This window comes from Methylocella tundrae, from assembly GCF_901905185.1.
GTDB classification, from domain to species: Bacteria; Pseudomonadota; Alphaproteobacteria; order Rhizobiales; family Beijerinckiaceae; genus Methylocapsa; species Methylocapsa tundrae.
The window spans coordinates 41,700-58,721 of the sequence record NZ_CABFMQ020000109.1 but is presented as its reverse complement, the minus strand read 5'-3'; the positions used below and the strand labels follow the sequence as shown (position 1 = coordinate 58,721).

Sequence of the window (17,022 nt, the reverse complement as noted above, 5' to 3'; positions counted from 1 at the left end):
CGCTACGTTGTCTTGGCTTCGGCTTGCGCCATGGCCTTTACGGGAGCCGCCTTCGCCGCCGACCTGCCCATGCAAGCCCCGCCGCCGGCGCCGCCGGCGCCACCGGCCTGGACCGGCCTCTATATGGGTCTCAACGCCGGATATGAGTGGGCGGCCAACAAAAGCGTCAACACGACGGCATCGCCGTTTTTTGCGGCCCCCACCTGGTCCACCGAACTTGCTCTTTCAACGGGCCTCGCCAGCGGTTCTGCTCCTGTCAACTCCAGCGGTTTCATCGGCGGCTTCGAGGTCGGTTACAATTATCAATTAGCGACGAGCTTTGTCGTCGGCCTCGAGGCGGATATTCAGGGCGTTACTGGAAGCAGCTCCACCGGCTCGTTCGGCGGTAGCGGCGTTCCTGCCGGCTTCCCGGACGAAACCATCGTGTCGACCGTGCAGTCGACCAACAAGCTTGATTACCTCGGCACTGTGCGCGCCCGCCTTGGCTACCTCGTGACGCCGACTCTGCTGATTTATGGTGACGGCGGACTAGCCTATGGCGAAGTCCAGACCGGAACCAACATCTTTCAGGCAAACCAGCCCTTTGATCCAGCGTTTGGCTCTTTCGGAGTCCATACCAAAACGCAGGTCGGCTGGGCGGTCGGGGGCGGCCTGGAATGGATGTTCCTCCCCAATTGGAGCGTGAAGGCCGAATATCTCTATTATAATCTCGGCTCGGTCAGCAACGCTCTCTCGCCGCTGGCGTTTGCCCCAGGAGGCGATTTGCTCTATTCGAGCGGTCCATTGTCCACGGCGCGCTTCAATGGCAATATCGTCCGCGCCGGCATAAATTATCACTTCAGCTGGGGCGCTCCCGCGCCGATCGTCGCGAGGTACTGAATTTGCCATCAAGGCAGAGGCTTTCGAGCAGACCCGGTCCCGGCCCCATGGGCTGGCTCCGCCTGGCAGGCTGACCCGCACATGACCCAAAAAGCTTCGGTGACGGCCGCTGTTCTCGTCATCGGGGACGAGATCCTGTCGGGGCGCACGAAGGACGCAAACAGCGGCTATATCGCCGATTACCTCGCCAAGATCGGCATCGACCTGCGCGAGATCCGGGTCGTCGGCGATATCGCCGACGAGATCGTCGCGGCGCTCAACGCGTTGCGCGCGCGCTATGACTATGTCTTTACGACCGGCGGCATCGGCCCGACGCATGACGACATCACGGCCGACGCCGTCGCCGCCGCGTTGGGCGTCGGCATTGGCGAAGATCCGCGCGCGATCAAGCTGCTGCTGGAACGGATAAAGCCTGAAGCTCTCAACGAAGCGCGCCGGCGCATGGCGCGCATCCCGCACGGCGCCAGGTTGATCGAGAACGATATCTCGAAGGCGCCGGGCTTTTGGATCGGCAATGTCATCGTCATGGCGGGCGTTCCGGCGATCATGCAGTCGATGCTGGATCGCGTCGCGGAGAAACTCGTCACGGGCGCCAAAGTGGTCGCGAAAACGATCGAGGCGGGCGGTCTTCCGGAGGGAGCTTACGCGGCCGGATTGACTGATGTCGCAAAAGCAAATCCAGAGCTTTCGATCGGCTCTTATCCATCCTTCCAGGACGGCGCCTTCCGCAACGAGATCGTCGTGCGCGGCAAGGATACCGGGAAGGTCGCGGCCGCCGCCGCCGCCATCGAAGCCCTGGTGGCGCGCCTCATTAACGAGCAGGTCTGAGTCTCGATGCCCGATTCGCCGCAGCCCAATATGCGCAAGGCCTTTCATGTGTCATGGGACCAGTTTCATCGCGATGCGCGCGCGCTTGCCTGGCGGCTCAGCGCCAGCGGCCCGTTCTACGGCATGGTGGCGGTGACGCGGGGCGGCCTGGTGCCGGCGGCGATCGTCGCCCGCGAACTGAACCTTCGCCTCATCGACACTTTCTGCGTGACGAGCTACGTGGACGAGAATGTTCGGGGCCAGGTCAAGGTGCTGAAAGGGGTCTCGCCGGACATCGGCCGCGATGAGGGAAGCGGCGTTCTCGTGGTCGATGATCTTGCCGACACTGGAGCGACCGTCAAAATCGTCCGGGCGCTGCTGCCGAAAGCCCATATAGCGACGGTTTACGCAAAGCCGCTCGGCGGTCCGCTCGTTGACACTTATATCACGGAAGTCTCGCAGGACACCTGGATCTATTTTCCCTGGGATCTTGGCCTCAGCTTTCAGGCGCCGATTTCCGAGACCGGGCGGGTCTGAAGGCGAGATCCGATCTGGCGCCTTGTCTGCGCCTCCGGCAGCGCGTAAAGCGGTCGAGGCGAAGGCGGACGTGGCGAAATTGGTAGACGCAAGGGACTTAAAATCCCTCGACCTTGGTCATACGGGTTCGATTCCCGTCGTCCGCACCATTTCAAAAAAAATGGTTCTATTTCAAAAGCTTAATATGTCCTCGCGCTTGGTTTTGTAGCACTGGGCGGGGCTTTTATTGTAGCATTTTTTTCGAGAAGTGCCTTCGGGCTCGATTCCGGGTGCAATCAGCACAATAGTTCAGCCATCCTGAACGGAGATCTCGGGCAGCCTCCAGTTCCATGGCAGCAGCTCATCGATACGGTTTATGGGATGATCGGCGATGCGCGCGATGACGTCGGTTAGGCAGGCTTCGGAATCGATGTCGTTCATCTTGGCAATCGATGAGCGTATACATGAGCACCGCCACCGCCCGCCGCAGAGCAAGCGGACGGGTCGCGCGCGACGTCGAATGGCGCCGGCGAACGTGCTTTTGCCGCTGATCCTGGCGAGCGTTGTGTCGAGGAACGTCTTCAGTTCCGCGAGGATCGGCGCCTCGCTTACAAATAATCCGACGCTCTAGTCTCCGTGCTTTCCATCCATTGCTTTTGTTTCGAAGTCCTCTAGCGGAGCCTCGTACCCTGGCGGTTCGATCTGCTCGTTCACCCGCAGTATGGAATCGTCGGCGGCGTCAATCGAACCCTGGACCTGCGTGCCCTTCAAGATCGCAACGCATTCCCCGTAGAGTTGCTTCTCCGTCAAGGCTGCATCAAGCGCTTTCTCGTCGGAGCGAACCTTTTGCAGTTGAGAGACGGCTTCGATCGAAGTGCAGCCAAAGGTCGTGACCTTAGCCTCGTAATAGGTCATCTGCGACGCAACAAGAGCTATAGCAAGGATCGTTTTCACGATCTCCTCCATAATCATCTATCCGAGATTGAAGAACCGGCGGCTTTATTGAAAACCTCCCCGCCACGTTGGCGGGGAGGCCTCTGCACCGTGATGCACGTCACGATTGTCACCGTGCTCACTGATCCCGTTACAGTCCACGTGAAGACAGCCAATCGATGATGATTTGGGCGATCTGTAGGTTGTTGGTGTCCAGCATCACCATGTGTTCGTTGCCGGTAATGGGGCCAGGTGATCTCCTATAAAGGGAATTAGGCTTCAGAGCTGGCAGCCAGGCGAACTTAATGTCGCCGCCCGCGGCAGTGATCTGTTGAATCTCCGTTGGGCAGGGAGCCGCCGGCTGCGGAACGGCGGAGAAATCGCCGTACTCGATGAGGATCGGGATATGCGCGAGGGTATTGATCTCAGCCGGTGTAAGATTCGCGAAACAACCCGTCTCAAGCTGGACGATTGCTTTAACCTTGCAAGCTGCTGCCGTCGTCCAGGGGTAGCAGCCCGAAGCGGGCTGAAGCGCCGCCCGGGTCGGGAACGATGATGATTCGGAGTGACCCATCAAGATAGCGCCGCCTAATTCTCTCGCGAGTTCCGCCATTTGGGCGGGAGTATTATAAAAGCCCGCAGGGTCAGCCGGACTTGGGGCCCCAGATAGAGTCGCATTATTCAAGTCAGGGATCACCATGTTGTAGAATTGCAGGTTCGATCCCGTACCCACCCCTACGGTTTGCATCGGGAACCGAATGCCGGGATGAGGAGTGGTATTGGTGGAGCATGGGGAGGTCGTACAAGGAGCGGTTCCCCAGCGGAAGACATTCCAGGCAAACTGGTCACTGGCTATCAGGATGTTGGGGCTTTGTGGGCATTGAACGGTTGCGGTAGGAATGCAGTGCGTAATACCGGTGTTCAATGAGTTGTAAACTGTGGCATCGAAGCCAGAACGTGCGCGGCCGACCTGATCGATCATATAGGTGTCAAACTTTTGACGGACGAAGTACTCGTCCCAACCCATCCGTCCATCGGGCGTGGTCTGCCACGATTTTGTGCTCAAGCAGCAACCATGCACAATGGCGATTGGCCAATGCATTTTTCTTGCTTCTTTGACGGGCTTCATGAACTGCACGTACATCTGATTAATCATATGCAGCCCCGGGTTAGTGGTCCCGGCGCACACACTGGCATTGGTGGCCGGCGGCGGCGGCGTAGGGCACGTGGCCAGATTTCCTGGGATAAAGAAATTGCCATACCCACCCAAAACCAGAGTTCCGTTGGCATTGACCGCAGAGTAGTCTTGCGCCGCGGCTATATTAGACATCAGCCCAAGTGCAATAAGAGCTGCAGCCGCCATCATCGCATGTTTTATCCCTTTCATTGAATTCCTCCCCCTACTTTCACGCAATGGTTTTCCCATTTGCGGACACATCATAGTGATGATTGCCGGCGCGGGGTCTTCCATGAAATTCCGCTTCGTATCATGATTTGGATTTTCAATAGCGATTTAGCTGCAAAGATCACCGATGCAAACGCCAGCGTAAGCGCTGAGGCAAATGCGGTTTCTGCTAGGAAAATGTCCGTTATGCTATGGCTGCATGCTATGGCTGCGCGTTCCTTTAGTTGCGAAAAAGCGAAAGTTGTTTCCGCGTACCGCTCCGTTGCCAAGCTCGAGTTATGACGCTTATTCTCCAACGATGACCAAAACCAGTTACGGCGACTACCGCTTTTCTCAGAAATCACCCAGCAGGCGATCTGGCTTTATGGCCGGTTCGCTCTGAGCTTCCGCGACATCGAGGATTTGTTGGCCGAGCGCCGGATCATTGTCTCTTTTGAGACGGGACGGCGCTGGGTGAACCATTTCGGACCGAGAATCGCCGCCGAGCTGCGGCGACGCCGACCAGGCCGCATAGGACCCGGAATCTGGACGAAGTCTCGAAGTCAGCCGCCCAAAACATTTTCTACGTCCAGCGTCCTTCTCACCTCAGCAAGAAGGCGCCAAATCTTTAGGGCTTCCGCATTGCCGTCGCTGCCGCCTGAAAATGGGAGAAGTTGGATTTTTTTTCGGGGCTTTCTTCGGCAATTTGACAGCGCCGCTATAGTTGATCTTGGTCATAGGGAGTGGTTAGGGCTGAAGCCAATGAACGGCAAGCGGCCGGCGACGTGACAATGCCCTGAGCATTGTTGTTCGCTGCGAGGCCATACAGTTCAGACGTGGCAGAGGTCAACGGCGGTCCCGCAATCACGTGAATCGGTCGGCCCTCGCGAATCGTTCGATGCGCCCTACTGGTCCAGCGCCAAGGCAGCCTCGGTCGGAGACGGCGTCGCTGCGGCAATCCCGGTGTTGCGCGCCGGCAATTCGAGTTTTACTTGCTGCTTTGCTTTTTCGAGGGTCGCCGCCCTTGCGTCGAGATCGTGCACAATCCATCCGCGGACCGACTGGCCGACCCGAAGCCTCATCAGCGACTTGTCTGTTTCGTCCAGGAAAACCGCTATGTCGATGAGAGGTCCATGCACCACGCCAACCAGAGCGACTTGGGGCTTTTCTGGCTCCGACGGCTTCGGGGCGGACACGGGTTCGCTTACTTTCGCCCCCTCGGTGACGACCGGAGGAGGCGGACGGCGGGTCGCTGAGAAAAGAGGGCGCTCGCGAGTCGCGCGCAAGGATTCCAAGGGAATGGTCAAGAGCGGATTGCCTTGGCCGGGCTGTGGCCGCTGGAGCGCAACAGGCTCGGCCGCGATCCTCCCCTGATCGTTGACTGATCCGCCAGCCCCCACGCTCTGGCTCGGGGCCTGTCCAAAGGCTATCCCGTTCGCCCAAAAAGCTCCCAGCGCCGAAAGCAGAATGGCTGATCCAAATGATTGCACTTTCCAACCCGCAATTGACCGGCGCGTCGAATTCAAGGGTTTTAAGCATAATAATACGACACGTTTGACCATAAGACAAAGCATTCGGCGACCTGGCCAAGCAGCTTGAGGTGATCGCCGGCTCCTTGTAAATTAGCGGTGAATGATGTGCCGGAAACCAGGTCATTCGATTGAGGCAAGAGACCAACGCAGCCGACTGGAAATCGAAGAGTAATACGATGTGGGCTTTGCCATAGAAAGTCAGTAACAAAGTCCAATAAAACAATGTCAGACGAGCGCCCTAAATCCCTCGACCTTGGTCATACGGGTTGGAGTCCCGTCGTCCGCACCAGTCCGCGCCCGGCGAGCCATGCCGTCAGCAAAATCTCGTGAACGGGTCGGCGTTTTCCAGACCGCTTTTGCGCTTTTTCGAGGTGCTTTCGCCACGCCGCGCCATCGGCAAACCGCCGTGGGCGGCCCTTGCCTTTTAGGCCGCTTATTGATTTTACTGCACTGCAACCTTGGCCTGCTCCCCTGCTTTTTTACCTGGGGAGGCCCTCCGGCCGCGCTCAGGCCGCGCCTCATTTGGCGCAATGTATGCGCGCGATGTTATGGAGTCGTCGATGATCAAGCACATCTTCTGGGGGCTTGCGATGCTCGCTCTCGCGCTGGCCCAGGGCGCCCGCGCCGCCGAGCCGCCTGTCGCCGCTGATGTGTTTGTTTCACCCGGGGGCGACGACGTCGCGGGCGAAGGTAGTTTCGACAAGCCCTATGCGACCGTCGATCGCGCGCGGGCGGCCCTCAGAACGAAACTGACGGGGGCGGGCGAGAGCCGCAACTGGACGGTGCTGTTTCGCGGCGGGACCTATTTCCTGCCGGAGACGGTGACCTTCACGCCAGACGACGGCGCAGGCGCAGGTCACGTCGTCACCTACGCGGCCTATCCCGGCGAGACGGTCGTCTGGAGCGGGGGAACCGACATTACGGAGCTCTTGCATCCGGCCGATCTTCCGGCGCTCGGGCTTTCAAACGTCTGTCAGGCGGAGATCCCGGGGCCAAGGCCATTTACGCAAGTCAATGCGAATTACTACTTCGGAGAAATCTGGGTCAATGGCGTGCGCGCGTCCGAACCCATCCGGCCGCGCAGGGGCAGCGACTGGTTTCACATGCGCGAGGGCGGTTCGGCCGTTCCGACGACTCAGATCGCAACTTTTACGGAAGGTTCGAAAACGATCCGCTTGACGAGCGCGGCGGCGCTTCCCGGCGGCGTCGGCAGCGCCATAGCGTTCAACAAGGCCGGCTTTGGCTTCCGCGCAAACCGGTCCTACTGGATCTTGTCGATGTCGGACAATGATGTCGAACTCGGCGCTTCGCCGGGGGGAGCGGCGCTGCTGGCGCAGGCGAGCGGAGCGCTGCCCCTTCAGGACAATGTGCAATCGGTCAATGCGGCAGACCGCGTGAGCACGGCCGTGAGACCGTCCCTGAACCGATTTGGCTTTAACGCCGGCGCCGATCCGGAGCTGTCAAGCTCATGGACCAACGTAACCGACATCAAGATCCAGATTCCGACCGGCGGCGCGAGCTCGGACATCATTCCTGTACAGTCGATCGACGATAAGGGCCAGACCGTGACTCTAAACAGCCACGTCATGATCCCGGCCAAGCTCTACCCCGGGCATGCCTGGCGGCGGTGGAATCGTTTTGAAGACATTGGCCCCGGCGAGATGTATCTCAACAGACAGACTGGCGTCCTGACTTACGTTCCGCGCCCGGGCGAGACATGCTCCAACATCAAGGTCATCGCGCCGCGTCTTCTGCAATTGATGCTCATTTCGAACAGCCGTGCGGCGGGCGGACCGACGGGCGTTCCCGCCGGCAACATCGCGTTTTCCGGAATCACCTTTTCACATACCCAGTCAACGCTTTATTCCGGCGCATTCGACCTCGCCGGCAATACCGGCGGCATCATGGGCGTCGAGAGCAACCATTTCAATACGCTGAGTTCGGGGATCGTCACGGTCGGCGCTGAAAACGTCCTTTTCGATCATGACGCCTTCACGCATTTCGGCGAGAGCGGCATTCTGACGAGCTTCGGATCGAACCATGTGACAATCCGCAACAGCTCCTTTTCCGATCTCGGCGGCGCCCCGATCATCGCCGGCGGCTATATGGCGGGCCGCCTCGCGGGTTACAAATATTCTTCGAGAACCGATTACACTGGCTTCAATTTTGACGGGCCGACAACGCCGGATTCGCCCTTCGACGCAAGCAATTGCTGTCTCAGCGTGATAAATAGCACAATGGACGACTTTGGCCTTCTGAGCACAGGGGTTGCGGGAATCGCCATCACGCATGCGCAATCGTTCACGATATCCCACAATACCATCCGCAACAGCCCGTCGTTCGGCATCGCCGTGGGCAGCGATTGGGACCATGCGCTGCCCGCCAACAGAAATAGTCTCTATAGCATCGGTAGCTTCGGGACGACGATCGCCTATAATGACATTTCCAACTGCGGCTATGAAAAGAACCCGGCAGGCGTTCCTGTGCCCGGCGGATCGATGGCCAATGATTTTGGGTGTCTTTATGTGCGTGGGCCCCAGGACGGAGACGGTGCGAAGCCACGTATGTCGATCATCGGCAACACCGTCCATGACGTCAGTTCGGGCGCGTGGCTGACGTTTGATGGGAAGACGCCAACTCGGCGCGCCCACGGCTTCGACGGGGTGCTCGACTATCACGACGGCAATGAAGCCTCCGGAATCAATGAAAGCAACAATCTCTTCTATAATCTGAACAGCCTCGACCCGGTTCATCCGGGATATCCGAACAGGCTGATGCAACATACCGGCAACATGCGCGACGATTACTGGAATAATATATATTACGGCTTCGTTCCGGCCGGCTTCAAATATCCGAAAGATTTTGCCGCGCAGGCTTTTTATGGCGCCGGAGACCCAAATAGTCCGTGGGCGATACCGATCGAAGGGCCGCAACCGTTTTTGCGTTTCACCCGGAACATCATCGTCATTGATCAGCCCGGCGGCCCGGCGGCGCCTTTTCAGCACAACCTTGACGTGCGCAAACGAAATCAGTTCTATAAAAATGATTACAACATGTATTTCGAGCGCGGCAAAACGATCGTCGATTATGTAGATCACGGCGGCAAAATGTCGATTGACGAGTGGCGATCGCCTCCCTTTTCGCAAGACGTGCATTCGCTGTTTAACGTCGATCCGAATTTCAAGGATCCGGCGCACGGCGATTTCACATTTAAATCGACGGGAGAGGGCGCTCCGTGCGCTGGAGCGGGGGGCGTCAGTCCCGCCTGCGGGTTTGCCGAACCGTTCATCCCATGGGACTATACGGCGGCGGGCGCGCACTAAGTCTTCAGCGCCCGCTGCGCGTTTCGACCATTGGGCGCAAACGCTCCAATGCTCGATTGCCGCGTGGAACTGACAAAGAGAGACTTATATAACGCCGCTTCGAGAAAGAGCGACCCCATGAAACTTGCCGACGTTCGTCAAAAAGCTTTCGCGATGCCGTTGAACGACCCCGCCTATCCGCGCGGGCCGTATAAATTCTACAATCGCGAATTTATCGTCATCAGCTACCGGACCGATCCAGACGCGTTGCGTGAAGTTGTTCCCGAACCGCTCGATGTCATTGGCGACACCGTCAATTATGAGTTCATTCGCATGCCGGATTCGACGGGTTTTGGCGATTACACCGAGACGGGGCAGGTCATCCCCGTGCGGTTCACAGGCGCGGACGGCGTGGTTCAGGAAGGCGGCTATGTCCACGCCATGTATCTCGACGATAATTCGCCGATCGCGGGCGGCCGCGAGATCTGGGGCTTCCCCAAGAAATTGGCGAACCCCAAAATCTCTCATGAGAGCGAGACGCTGGTCGCGACCCTGCATTACGGATCGGTGCTCTGCGTTTCCGCCACCATGGGCTACAAGCATCGCGAGATCGACACGGCGCCGCTGTTGAAAAGCCTCGCCAAGCCGAATTTCATGATCAAGATCATTCCACATGTCGATTGCACGCCGCGCATCTGCGAGCTCGTGCGCTATTACTGTGAGGACGTCACGGTGAAAGGCGCCTGGTCTGGCCCCGCGGCCATAGAACTGTTTGAACATGCGATGTGCGATGTCGCGCGACTGCCGGTGCGGGGCGTCGTTTCGGCGACGCACTTTATTACCGATTTGACGCTCGGGCTTGGCGAAGTGGTCTATGATTATCTGAAGGCGTGATCCCACGCCCGCATCGGGAAGACGAAATCGGCGCTCGGGCGCTCCGTGGCCGCCGGTTTCGTTTAAGCGCATTGATGGCGCTGACGCTTATGAGCGGACCCCGACCGATGTTGCGGGCGGCTGCCGCGGGCAAAAGCGGCTGTTCAAATCCAAATCGTGCTTGCGCAATGTTTCGGAGAGCCCGCTGTGGCCTCTGGAGGGCCCCAGCTGTTGCGACGCGGCGGGCCGCGATCTGCGCCCGGTCTCCTTCAAAAGCGTCGCGACTGCTTTCGGAACCAGCGCGGCTCGATAGCATATGCGTTGATCACCTCGGGCGGCGTTCAAGCCGGCGACCTTGGTCAGCGAGAATCTTACGCCTGCGCGGCACAACAATGAGCATGCGCCAATTGCCGCTGGCGAGCGTCTTTTTGTGGGGAACCGGGCGGTCAGGCATCGCGCGGGCTGGTGCGTTGAAATGATCAGCTCTGCGAAGGCTCCAGTTCCGCGCAAGGCGAAGCAGCGACAAGCTTAAAAAGGCTAAAGTTAATCGATTCTGTTCCTGTTGTTTTTCCTGTCGTTTTTCAGAGCTTTTTCAGATTTTGTTGCTAAATGTTGTAGTAGACTGTGTAGTTCATAACAAATAGTGTGCTTAATATATTGTGGATAAATTCGCATAAATAAATATTATGTATAAGTAATAAAGCGACATGAGGGGTTTTTAATAATTATATTTGTAGGCATATTCTAACTAAAAGGCATTTTTCGGGATACTGTAAACTTATGAGTTATTTTGTTATTTAAGCAGCTCTTCACGAGTGAGGCAGTATACTTGGCGGCATGGTGCGCCGACCGCATTGGCGCCGCAGTAGCTTAGAGGCGAGGACATGTCATGGGTAATGCTCTAAAGAGCGAAGCGATGCAGACGCGCACCGAACAATCAGCGGAAGTTCGGCCGTTCTATCTCGAATCGCTGACGCTCGTCGAGCGCCTGCATCGGCGCCTTCTCGATGTGATCAAGGATGAATTCGACCGCCGCGGACGCAGCGATGTGAACTCGGTGCAAGCGCTTCTTTTGTACAATATCGGCGACAAGGAGCTGACTGCGGGTGAATTACGCACGCGCGGTTATTACCTCGGCTCGAACGTATCCTATAATGTCAAAAAGCTCGTCGAGACCGGCTACCTTCATCATGCCCGCTCACGCATCGACCGTCGCGCGGTGCGCATTAGCCTGACCGAGAAGGGCCGCGACGTTCATGACGTCGTCGGCGGACTTTACGATAAGCATGTCACCACGGTGGAGCAGATCGGCGGCATCAGCTCGGAGGAATTCAAACGACTCAATCAATCGCTGGTGCGGCTCGAACGGTTCTGGACGGATCAGATCAGATACCGGCTTTAGGGCACAATGCGTTTGAACGGAATCGCAATCGCATTCCGCTCTTTAAGCCTTTGTTGTAACGCATGATGTGGGTCCGAAAAGTCTGCAGCTTTTCGGCGTCATGATCGAGGGCAGTGGGCGGAAACGCCTCTGCATCGCGGGGCAATGCGCCGGGCTCGCGGCGCTTTGGGCTTGCGCCCGGACCGGCGCCGCCTCGCGGAGCGCGGGGCTTGCGCATCGGGCGAGCGCTTTGCGTCCGATTGCAGCAATGCTTCAGATTGGGGCAGGGCCGCGCGAAGAAATTCACCGTGCTCCGCAAGCTCGCCGGCAAATGCCGGCCATTCCTTTTCCCTTTGTTCTTGCAACGTTTGCGGAAGCGTTCGGGCCCCGTCTTCCGGCGCGCGCGCAAGCTTGCCTCTGCCTTACAATTGCCGCCCTATTTGTGTCTTATTAACCATCGAGATGCTAAGGAAATGCATCAAATCCGAGAGGCGGACTTTCACGTCCCTTTGTTTTGCATCCGCCTCTGAAGCATGATGAGCAGCGTTTGTTCAGCTTTGGCCTATCCTTTTCGGGAAAGGGCGGCGTTTCGGCCATGGCGCCATATTGCGGCGCTTCGCCACGGCGGCGGCGAAAGCAGGGGAAACGAGATTGCGGATCCGAAGGTTGGAGTTCAAATTGATAACAGATTTGCTTGACGCCTCGCGTCCCATCTTGCGGCGGGGACCGGCCGTCGCCGCCTTGCTGGCCGGCTTTTGGCTATATCCTCCCCTTGGCGCCTTCGCCGGCCCGGCTTTCGGCGATCAGGCCGAATGGGCGCAGCGCTACGACGCCGATCCCCGATTGGCGATCACGCGCTCCAACACGCCTGTGCTTTCGCCGCAAACCTTGGCCGCGACCGAACAGGCGATTGAAATTTATCAGCAAATCGTCGCCAAGGGTGGATGGGAGCCGGTCAACGCGACGCGTGTGCTGAAGCTCGGCGTCAGCGGCCCCACTGTCATCGCTCTGCGCAAACGCCTCGCGGCGTCCGGCGATCTTGACGTCTCCGTCGGCGCCGCGCCGATTTTTGATTCTTTCGTCGAGGCTGGCGTCAAACATTTCCAGGCTCGGCACGGTCTGCTCCAGACCGGCATTGTTTCGAAGGAAACGTTCGACGCGCTCAATATTCCGGCGGACTTCCGGCTGCATCAGCTGGAGATCAATCTGGTTCGTCTGCGCTCCTATTCCGGCAATCTCGGCGAGCGCTTCGTCATGGCGAATATTCCCGCTATGGCTGTCGAAACGGTGGAGAATGGCGTGGTCGCGACGCATCACGCCGCCGGCGTCGGCAAGATCGACCGCCAGTCTCCGGTCATGATGACCAAGGCGATCGACATCAATTTCAATCCCTATTGGACCGTGCCCGCCTCGATCATCCGCAAGGATCTCATCCCGCGCATGCAGAAGAACCCAGATTATCTGACCGAACACAAGATTCGGATCTTCAATAAGGATAATCAGGAAGTTCAGCCGAGCGAGATCGACTGGAACACCCTCGATGCGACGAATTATCGTTACCGGCAGGATCCCGGCGGCGACATCAATTCCCTCGGCGTCGTCCGTATCAACATTAACAACCCATATGGGGTTTACATGCATGACACGCCGGAGAAAGGCGTGTTCGGCGATGATGTCCGCTTCGTCTCTTCGGGCTGCATCCGCGTTCAGAACGTGCGCGATTACGTGACCTGGCTGTTGAAGGATACGCCCGGCTGGGATCGCGAACATATCGATGAAGCGATCCGTTCGGGACAGCGCATCGACGCCAAGATCGCAACACCCGTTCCGGTTTATTGGGTCTACATAACAGCCTGGGGCACGCCGGAGGGCGTCGTTCAGTTCCGCGAGGACATTTATCAGCGGGATGGTTTTGGACCTGTCGCGACCAATGCTGCGTCGGCTCCGCTTCCGCAAGCCATCCAGCCCGATGCGCAGCGTCCCGTCAGCGCCGTCAGCACCAAGACGCTCGAACCTTTAAGCGATGACGACCAACAATAATTTAGGGCTTACAAAGAATAATTTGGGTATCCGATCGTAAAAAAATGCGCTGGCCATGATGTGGCGCATGTCGGACGTTTTGTCGCATTTATCGCCAGGCGCAGCGTCCATTTGGCGTCCTGGCGCGATGGCCGTTCCCGGGGCGCGGCCCCGTCAGGCTTTTGCCACAATGACTTAGCCGCAACGTCTTAGTCCGAAAGGCGTAATTGCAAAGCCGGCGCATGCGGATTTCCGCGGCGCCGCGGGCGATGCGCTGGCCGAATTGAACCGACTGGTCGAGCCTTCACTCGGGCGAGATGACATGCTATTGCCAATTCATGGAGACTTCGCGCCGCGCGAAACTGGCGGCTCTCCAACTCATCGCTTTCTTTGCTTTTCCGTCTAAATAAGGAGCTCTCCAATGAGCCAGGCCAATGCCGAAAAGGGAGGCCCCGCTTCCAATTCGTTCTTCGCGGCGGATCTCAAGGACGCCGATCCGGAAATCGCTCAGGCGATCGAACTGGAGCTTGGCCGTCAGCGGCACGAAATCGAGCTGATCGCTTCAGAGAACATCGTCTCCAAGGCCGTCCTTGAGGCGCAGGGTTCGATCCTCACCAATAAATACGCGGAAGGCTATCCGGGGCGCCGCTATTATGGCGGCTGTCAGTTCGTCGACATCGCCGAAACCCTCGCGATCGAGCGCGTCACCCGACTGTTCGACTGCAAATTCGCCAATGTGCAGCCGAATTCCGGAAGCCAGGCCAATCAGGCGGTGTTTCTCGCGCTGATGCAACCGGGCGACGCCTTCATGGGCCTCGATCTCGCCGCCGGCGGGCATCTGACGCATGGATCGCCGGTCAATTTGTCCGGCAAATGGTTCAAGCCGGTTCCCTATGGCGTGCGCCGCGACGACCATCGCATCGACATGGAGGCCGTCGCCCGCCTTGCCGAGGAGCACAAGCCAAAGATCATCATCGCCGGCGGTTCCGGCTATCCGAGGCACTGGGATTTCGCAGCCTTCCGCGCCATCGCCGATTCGGTTGGAGCCTATTTCTTCGTCGACATGGCGCATTTCGCCGGCCTAGTCGCAGGCGGCGTGCATCCCTCGCCGTTCCCGCATGCGCATGTCGTCACGTCCACGACGCATAAGACGCTGCGCGGCCCGCGCGGCGGCCTGATCCTGACGAATGACGCCGACATTGCGAAGAAGATCAACTCGGCGGTGTTCCCAGGTCTTCAGGGCGGCCCCCTGATGCATGTCATCGCCGCCAAAGCCGTGGCGTTTGGAGAGGCCTTGCGGCCTGACTTCAAGGTCTATGCGCGCCAGGTCGTCGACAACGCGCGGGCTCTCGCCTCTACGCTCAAGGACGCAGGCTTCGATCTCGCCTCGGGCGGCACCGACAATCATCTGATGCTCGTCGATCTGCGGCCGAAGAACCTGACCGGCAAGGCAGCGGAGGCTTCTCTCGGACGCGCCTCGATCACCTGCAACAAGAACGGCGTGCCCTTCGACACGGCGAGCCCGATGGTCACCTCGGGCATCCGTCTCGGCGCTCCGGCGGCGACGTCGCGCGGGTTTGGCGTCGCCGAATTCAAGAAGATCGGCGAATTGATCGCCGAAACGCTTGACGGCCTCTCGACCAATGGCGACGCGAACGCAGACGTCGAGGCCAAGGTCAAAGCGGCTGTTTTGGAACTGACAGGACGTTTCCCGATCTACTGAGGTTGCGCCGCGATGCGGTGTCCTTACTGCGGCAGTCTTGAAACCCAGGTGAAAGACTCGCGGCCAACAGATGACGCCTCCGCCATTCGGCGGAGGCGCGTCTGTCCTGACTGCGGCGGCAGATTCACGACCTTCGAGCGCGTCCAGCTACGCGAACTCACCGTCCTTAAAAAATCCGGACGACGGGCGCCGTTCGAGCGCGAAAAACTGATGCGCTCGCTTGAAATCGCCCTGCGCAAGCGCCCCGTGGAGCCGGAGCGCGTCGAGCGCATGGTCAATGGCATCGTGCGCCAGCTCGAAAGCCAGGGCGAAAGCGAAATCCAGAGCGAACAGATCGGCGAATTGGTCATGGAAGGGCTTCGCGCCCTCGACAGCGTCGCTTATGTGCGCTTCGCCTCCGTCTACCGCAACTTTCGCGAGGCGCGCGACTTCAACGCCTTGATCGATGAACTCGACGGCGCCGTTGACGCCGATGATGTTGCGATCGACGGCCGGCCGGCGCCGGCGGATGAGCATCACGCCGGTCCACCGCCAAAGACGCGATCCCCGAGCCGGGCATGATCGACGCCGCGACCGATGATGCGCGCCTCATGGCCGCTGCGATCGCGCTGGCGAGGCGCGGCCTCGGGCTCTGCGCGCCAAACCCCGCCGTCGGAGCGCTCATCGTCAAGGACGGAGTCATTCTCGCCCGTGGCTGGACGAAGCCCGGAGGACGCCCGCACGCCGAGACGGAAGCATTGCGCGAGGCGGGCGAGCGCAGCCGCGGCGCGACGCTTTATGTCACCCTCGAGCCTTGCAGCCATCATGGCGCGACGCCGCCTTGCGCCGAGGCCATCGTCAGGGGGGGCATCGCTCGTGTCGTCGCCGCCGTCGGCGATCCTGACTTGCGCGTCGCCGGACGCGGCTACCGGATGCTGACGGACGCCGGCGTCGAAGTGACAACGAATGTCTGCGCCGAGGCGGCGCTCCGCGCCAATCTCGGACATGTCCTTCGCGTCACAAAAAATCGCCCGATGATCACGTTAAAGCTCGCCTTGACCGCTGATGGCTTCGCCGCGGCTCTTCACGGGGAGCCCCGTCTTGCCATTACAGGCGCGCCCGCCAATGGCTATGTGCATATTCTTCGCTCCCTGCATGACGGCATTCTCGTCGGTTCGCGGACGGCTCTGGAGGATGATCCTCTGCTTACCGTGCGGCTTCCAGGGCTTGAGGCGCGAAAGCCTTTGCGGATCGTGCTCGACAGCGATCTCGCGTTGCCGCCCGATTCGCGTCTGGCCGAAACGGCCCGCGGCCATCCAACACTCGTCATATCCGGGGAGGGGGCCTCGGCGGCGCGAGCGTCGCAGCTTCGGGCAAAGGGCGTCGAAATTGCCCGCGTGCGCCGCGACGAAGCTGGCCGCGCCGACATTGGCGCGGCGCTCGAGTTCCTTGCCGGACGGGGAATGACGCGGCTGTTCTGTGAAGGCGGCCCGACACTGGCGAATGCGCTGATCGCGCGCGGCCTCGCCGACGACGTGATTGTGCTAAGGAGCGCGGCGCCGCTGGCGCGGCCTGGCCGCGCTGGATTGAACGCCGAAAGTCTGGCGGCGCTCGGTGACCCGGCACGCTACAGGAGCGTTGAGAAGCGCCTGGTTGGCGATGACGCCCTGACCCGCAGCGAAAGGATTTTATAA

13 protein-coding genes, 1 tRNA gene and 2 pseudogenes are annotated in these 17,022 nt (G+C 59.3%); 12 read left to right on the top strand and 4 right to left on the bottom strand.

Annotation, left to right across the window (positions count from 1 at the left end):
- The first annotated feature begins 30 nt into the window (after nucleotides 1-30).
- The 4 genes from MPC4_RS16555 to MPC4_RS16540 all read left to right on the top strand — a co-directional run bounded on the left by MPC4_RS16555 (nucleotide 31) and on the right by MPC4_RS16540 (nucleotide 2,372).
- Nucleotides 31-879 carry an outer membrane protein gene (locus MPC4_RS16555; protein ID WP_244629068.1) on the top strand — a complete coding sequence of 283 codons (849 nt, stop codon included), beginning with the start codon at nucleotides 31-33 and terminating at the stop codon, nucleotides 877-879.
- Between the two features lie 81 nt (nucleotides 880-960).
- Nucleotides 961-1,707: a competence/damage-inducible protein A gene (locus MPC4_RS16550; protein ID WP_174513483.1), complete on the top strand. Its 747-nt coding sequence runs from the start codon at nucleotides 961-963 to the stop codon at nucleotides 1,705-1,707.
- 6 nt (nucleotides 1,708-1,713) lie between these two features.
- Entirely contained in the window at nucleotides 1,714-2,223 is a 510-nt protein-coding gene (gene gpt / locus MPC4_RS16545) for a xanthine phosphoribosyltransferase (RefSeq protein WP_244629067.1), read from the top strand.
- 64 nt (nucleotides 2,224-2,287) lie between these two features.
- Nucleotides 2,288-2,372, top strand: a tRNA-Leu gene (locus tag MPC4_RS16540).
- 139 nt (nucleotides 2,373-2,511) lie between these two features.
- Here MPC4_RS16540 and MPC4_RS16535 read toward each other — a convergent pair.
- From MPC4_RS16535 to MPC4_RS16525, 3 genes and pseudogenes are all read right to left on the bottom strand, one after another.
- Nucleotides 2,512-2,652, bottom strand: a pseudogene (locus MPC4_RS16535) (transposase domain-containing protein); the annotation flags it as partial.
- 177 nt (nucleotides 2,653-2,829) lie between these two features.
- Nucleotides 2,830-3,156, bottom strand: a complete 327-nt coding sequence (locus MPC4_RS16530) for a hypothetical protein (RefSeq protein WP_174513482.1) — start codon at nucleotides 3,154-3,156, stop codon at nucleotides 2,830-2,832.
- Nucleotides 3,157-3,286: 130 nt separating this feature from the next.
- Nucleotides 3,287-4,522: an alpha/beta hydrolase family protein gene (locus tag MPC4_RS16525; RefSeq protein ID WP_174513481.1), complete on the bottom strand. Its 1,236-nt coding sequence runs from the start codon at nucleotides 4,520-4,522 to the stop codon at nucleotides 3,287-3,289.
- A 316-nt stretch (nucleotides 4,523-4,838) separates the two neighbouring features.
- Here MPC4_RS16525 and MPC4_RS21375 point away from each other — a divergent pair.
- A pseudogene (locus MPC4_RS21375) lies at nucleotides 4,839-5,076 on the top strand (IS6 family transposase); the annotation flags it as partial.
- A 348-nt stretch (nucleotides 5,077-5,424) separates the two neighbouring features.
- On the opposite strand, the gene MPC4_RS16520 reads toward MPC4_RS21375, so the two are convergent.
- Complete coding sequence (locus tag MPC4_RS16520) at nucleotides 5,425-5,826, bottom strand: hypothetical protein (protein ID WP_174513480.1); 402 nt, start codon at nucleotides 5,824-5,826, stop codon at nucleotides 5,425-5,427.
- 785 nt (nucleotides 5,827-6,611) lie between these two features.
- Here MPC4_RS16520 and MPC4_RS16515 point away from each other — a divergent pair.
- The 7 genes from MPC4_RS16515 to ribD all read left to right on the top strand — a co-directional run bounded on the left by MPC4_RS16515 (nucleotide 6,612) and on the right by ribD (nucleotide 17,022).
- Nucleotides 6,612-9,374, top strand: coding sequence for a right-handed parallel beta-helix repeat-containing protein (locus MPC4_RS16515; protein ID WP_174513479.1), 2,763 nt, complete (start codon nucleotides 6,612-6,614; stop codon nucleotides 9,372-9,374).
- A 117-nt stretch (nucleotides 9,375-9,491) separates the two neighbouring features.
- Nucleotides 9,492-10,247: an acetoacetate decarboxylase gene (locus tag MPC4_RS16510; protein WP_174513478.1), complete on the top strand. Its 756-nt coding sequence runs from the start codon at nucleotides 9,492-9,494 to the stop codon at nucleotides 10,245-10,247.
- Nucleotides 10,248-11,115: 868 nt separating this feature from the next.
- Nucleotides 11,116-11,628 carry a transcriptional regulator LdtR gene (gene ldtR, locus MPC4_RS16505; protein WP_134489050.1) on the top strand — a complete coding sequence of 171 codons (513 nt, stop codon included), beginning with the start codon at nucleotides 11,116-11,118 and terminating at the stop codon, nucleotides 11,626-11,628.
- A gap of 723 nt (nucleotides 11,629-12,351) precedes the next feature.
- Nucleotides 12,352-13,647 (top strand): L,D-transpeptidase family protein, encoded by a 1,296-nt coding sequence (locus MPC4_RS16500; protein WP_244629077.1) that lies wholly within the window; start codon nucleotides 12,352-12,354, stop codon nucleotides 13,645-13,647.
- Nucleotides 13,648-14,047: 400 nt separating this feature from the next.
- Nucleotides 14,048-15,349, top strand: a complete 1,302-nt coding sequence (gene glyA / locus MPC4_RS16495) for a serine hydroxymethyltransferase (RefSeq protein ID WP_134489048.1) — start codon at nucleotides 14,048-14,050, stop codon at nucleotides 15,347-15,349.
- Between the two features lie 12 nt (nucleotides 15,350-15,361).
- A complete protein-coding gene (nrdR, locus tag MPC4_RS16490; RefSeq protein WP_174513477.1) occupies nucleotides 15,362-15,910 on the top strand; it encodes a transcriptional regulator NrdR in 549 nt (182 codons plus the stop codon).
- On the top strand, nucleotides 15,907-17,022 hold the full coding sequence (ribD, locus tag MPC4_RS16485; RefSeq protein WP_174513476.1) for a bifunctional diaminohydroxyphosphoribosylaminopyrimidine deaminase/5-amino-6-(5-phosphoribosylamino)uracil reductase RibD: 1,116 nt from the start codon (nucleotides 15,907-15,909) through the stop codon (nucleotides 17,020-17,022). The genes nrdR and ribD overlap by 4 nt, the downstream gene beginning before the upstream one ends.

What these genes read in the sequence shown, in the direction of transcription:
- MPC4_RS16555 (WP_244629068.1), top strand. Translation starts at nt 31, where the DNA reads ATGGCCTTTACGGGAGCCGCCTTCGCCGCCGACCTGCCCATGCAAGCC.
- MPC4_RS16550 (WP_174513483.1), top strand. Translation starts at nt 961, where the DNA reads ATGACCCAAAAAGCTTCGGTGACGGCCGCTGTTCTCGTCATCGGGGAC.
- gpt (WP_244629067.1), top strand. Translation starts at nt 1,714, where the DNA reads ATGCCCGATTCGCCGCAGCCCAATATGCGCAAGGCCTTTCATGTGTCA.
- MPC4_RS16525 (WP_174513481.1), bottom strand. Translation starts at nt 4,522, where the DNA reads ATGAAAGGGATAAAACATGCGATGATGGCGGCTGCAGCTCTTATTGCA.
- MPC4_RS16515 (WP_174513479.1), top strand. Translation starts at nt 6,612, where the DNA reads ATGATCAAGCACATCTTCTGGGGGCTTGCGATGCTCGCTCTCGCGCTG.
- MPC4_RS16510 (WP_174513478.1), top strand. Translation starts at nt 9,492, where the DNA reads ATGAAACTTGCCGACGTTCGTCAAAAAGCTTTCGCGATGCCGTTGAAC.
- ldtR (WP_134489050.1), top strand. Translation starts at nt 11,116, where the DNA reads ATGGGTAATGCTCTAAAGAGCGAAGCGATGCAGACGCGCACCGAACAA.
- glyA (WP_134489048.1), top strand. Translation starts at nt 14,048, where the DNA reads ATGAGCCAGGCCAATGCCGAAAAGGGAGGCCCCGCTTCCAATTCGTTC.
- nrdR (WP_174513477.1), top strand. Translation starts at nt 15,362, where the DNA reads ATGCGGTGTCCTTACTGCGGCAGTCTTGAAACCCAGGTGAAAGACTCG.
- ribD (WP_174513476.1), top strand. Translation starts at nt 15,907, where the DNA reads ATGATCGACGCCGCGACCGATGATGCGCGCCTCATGGCCGCTGCGATC.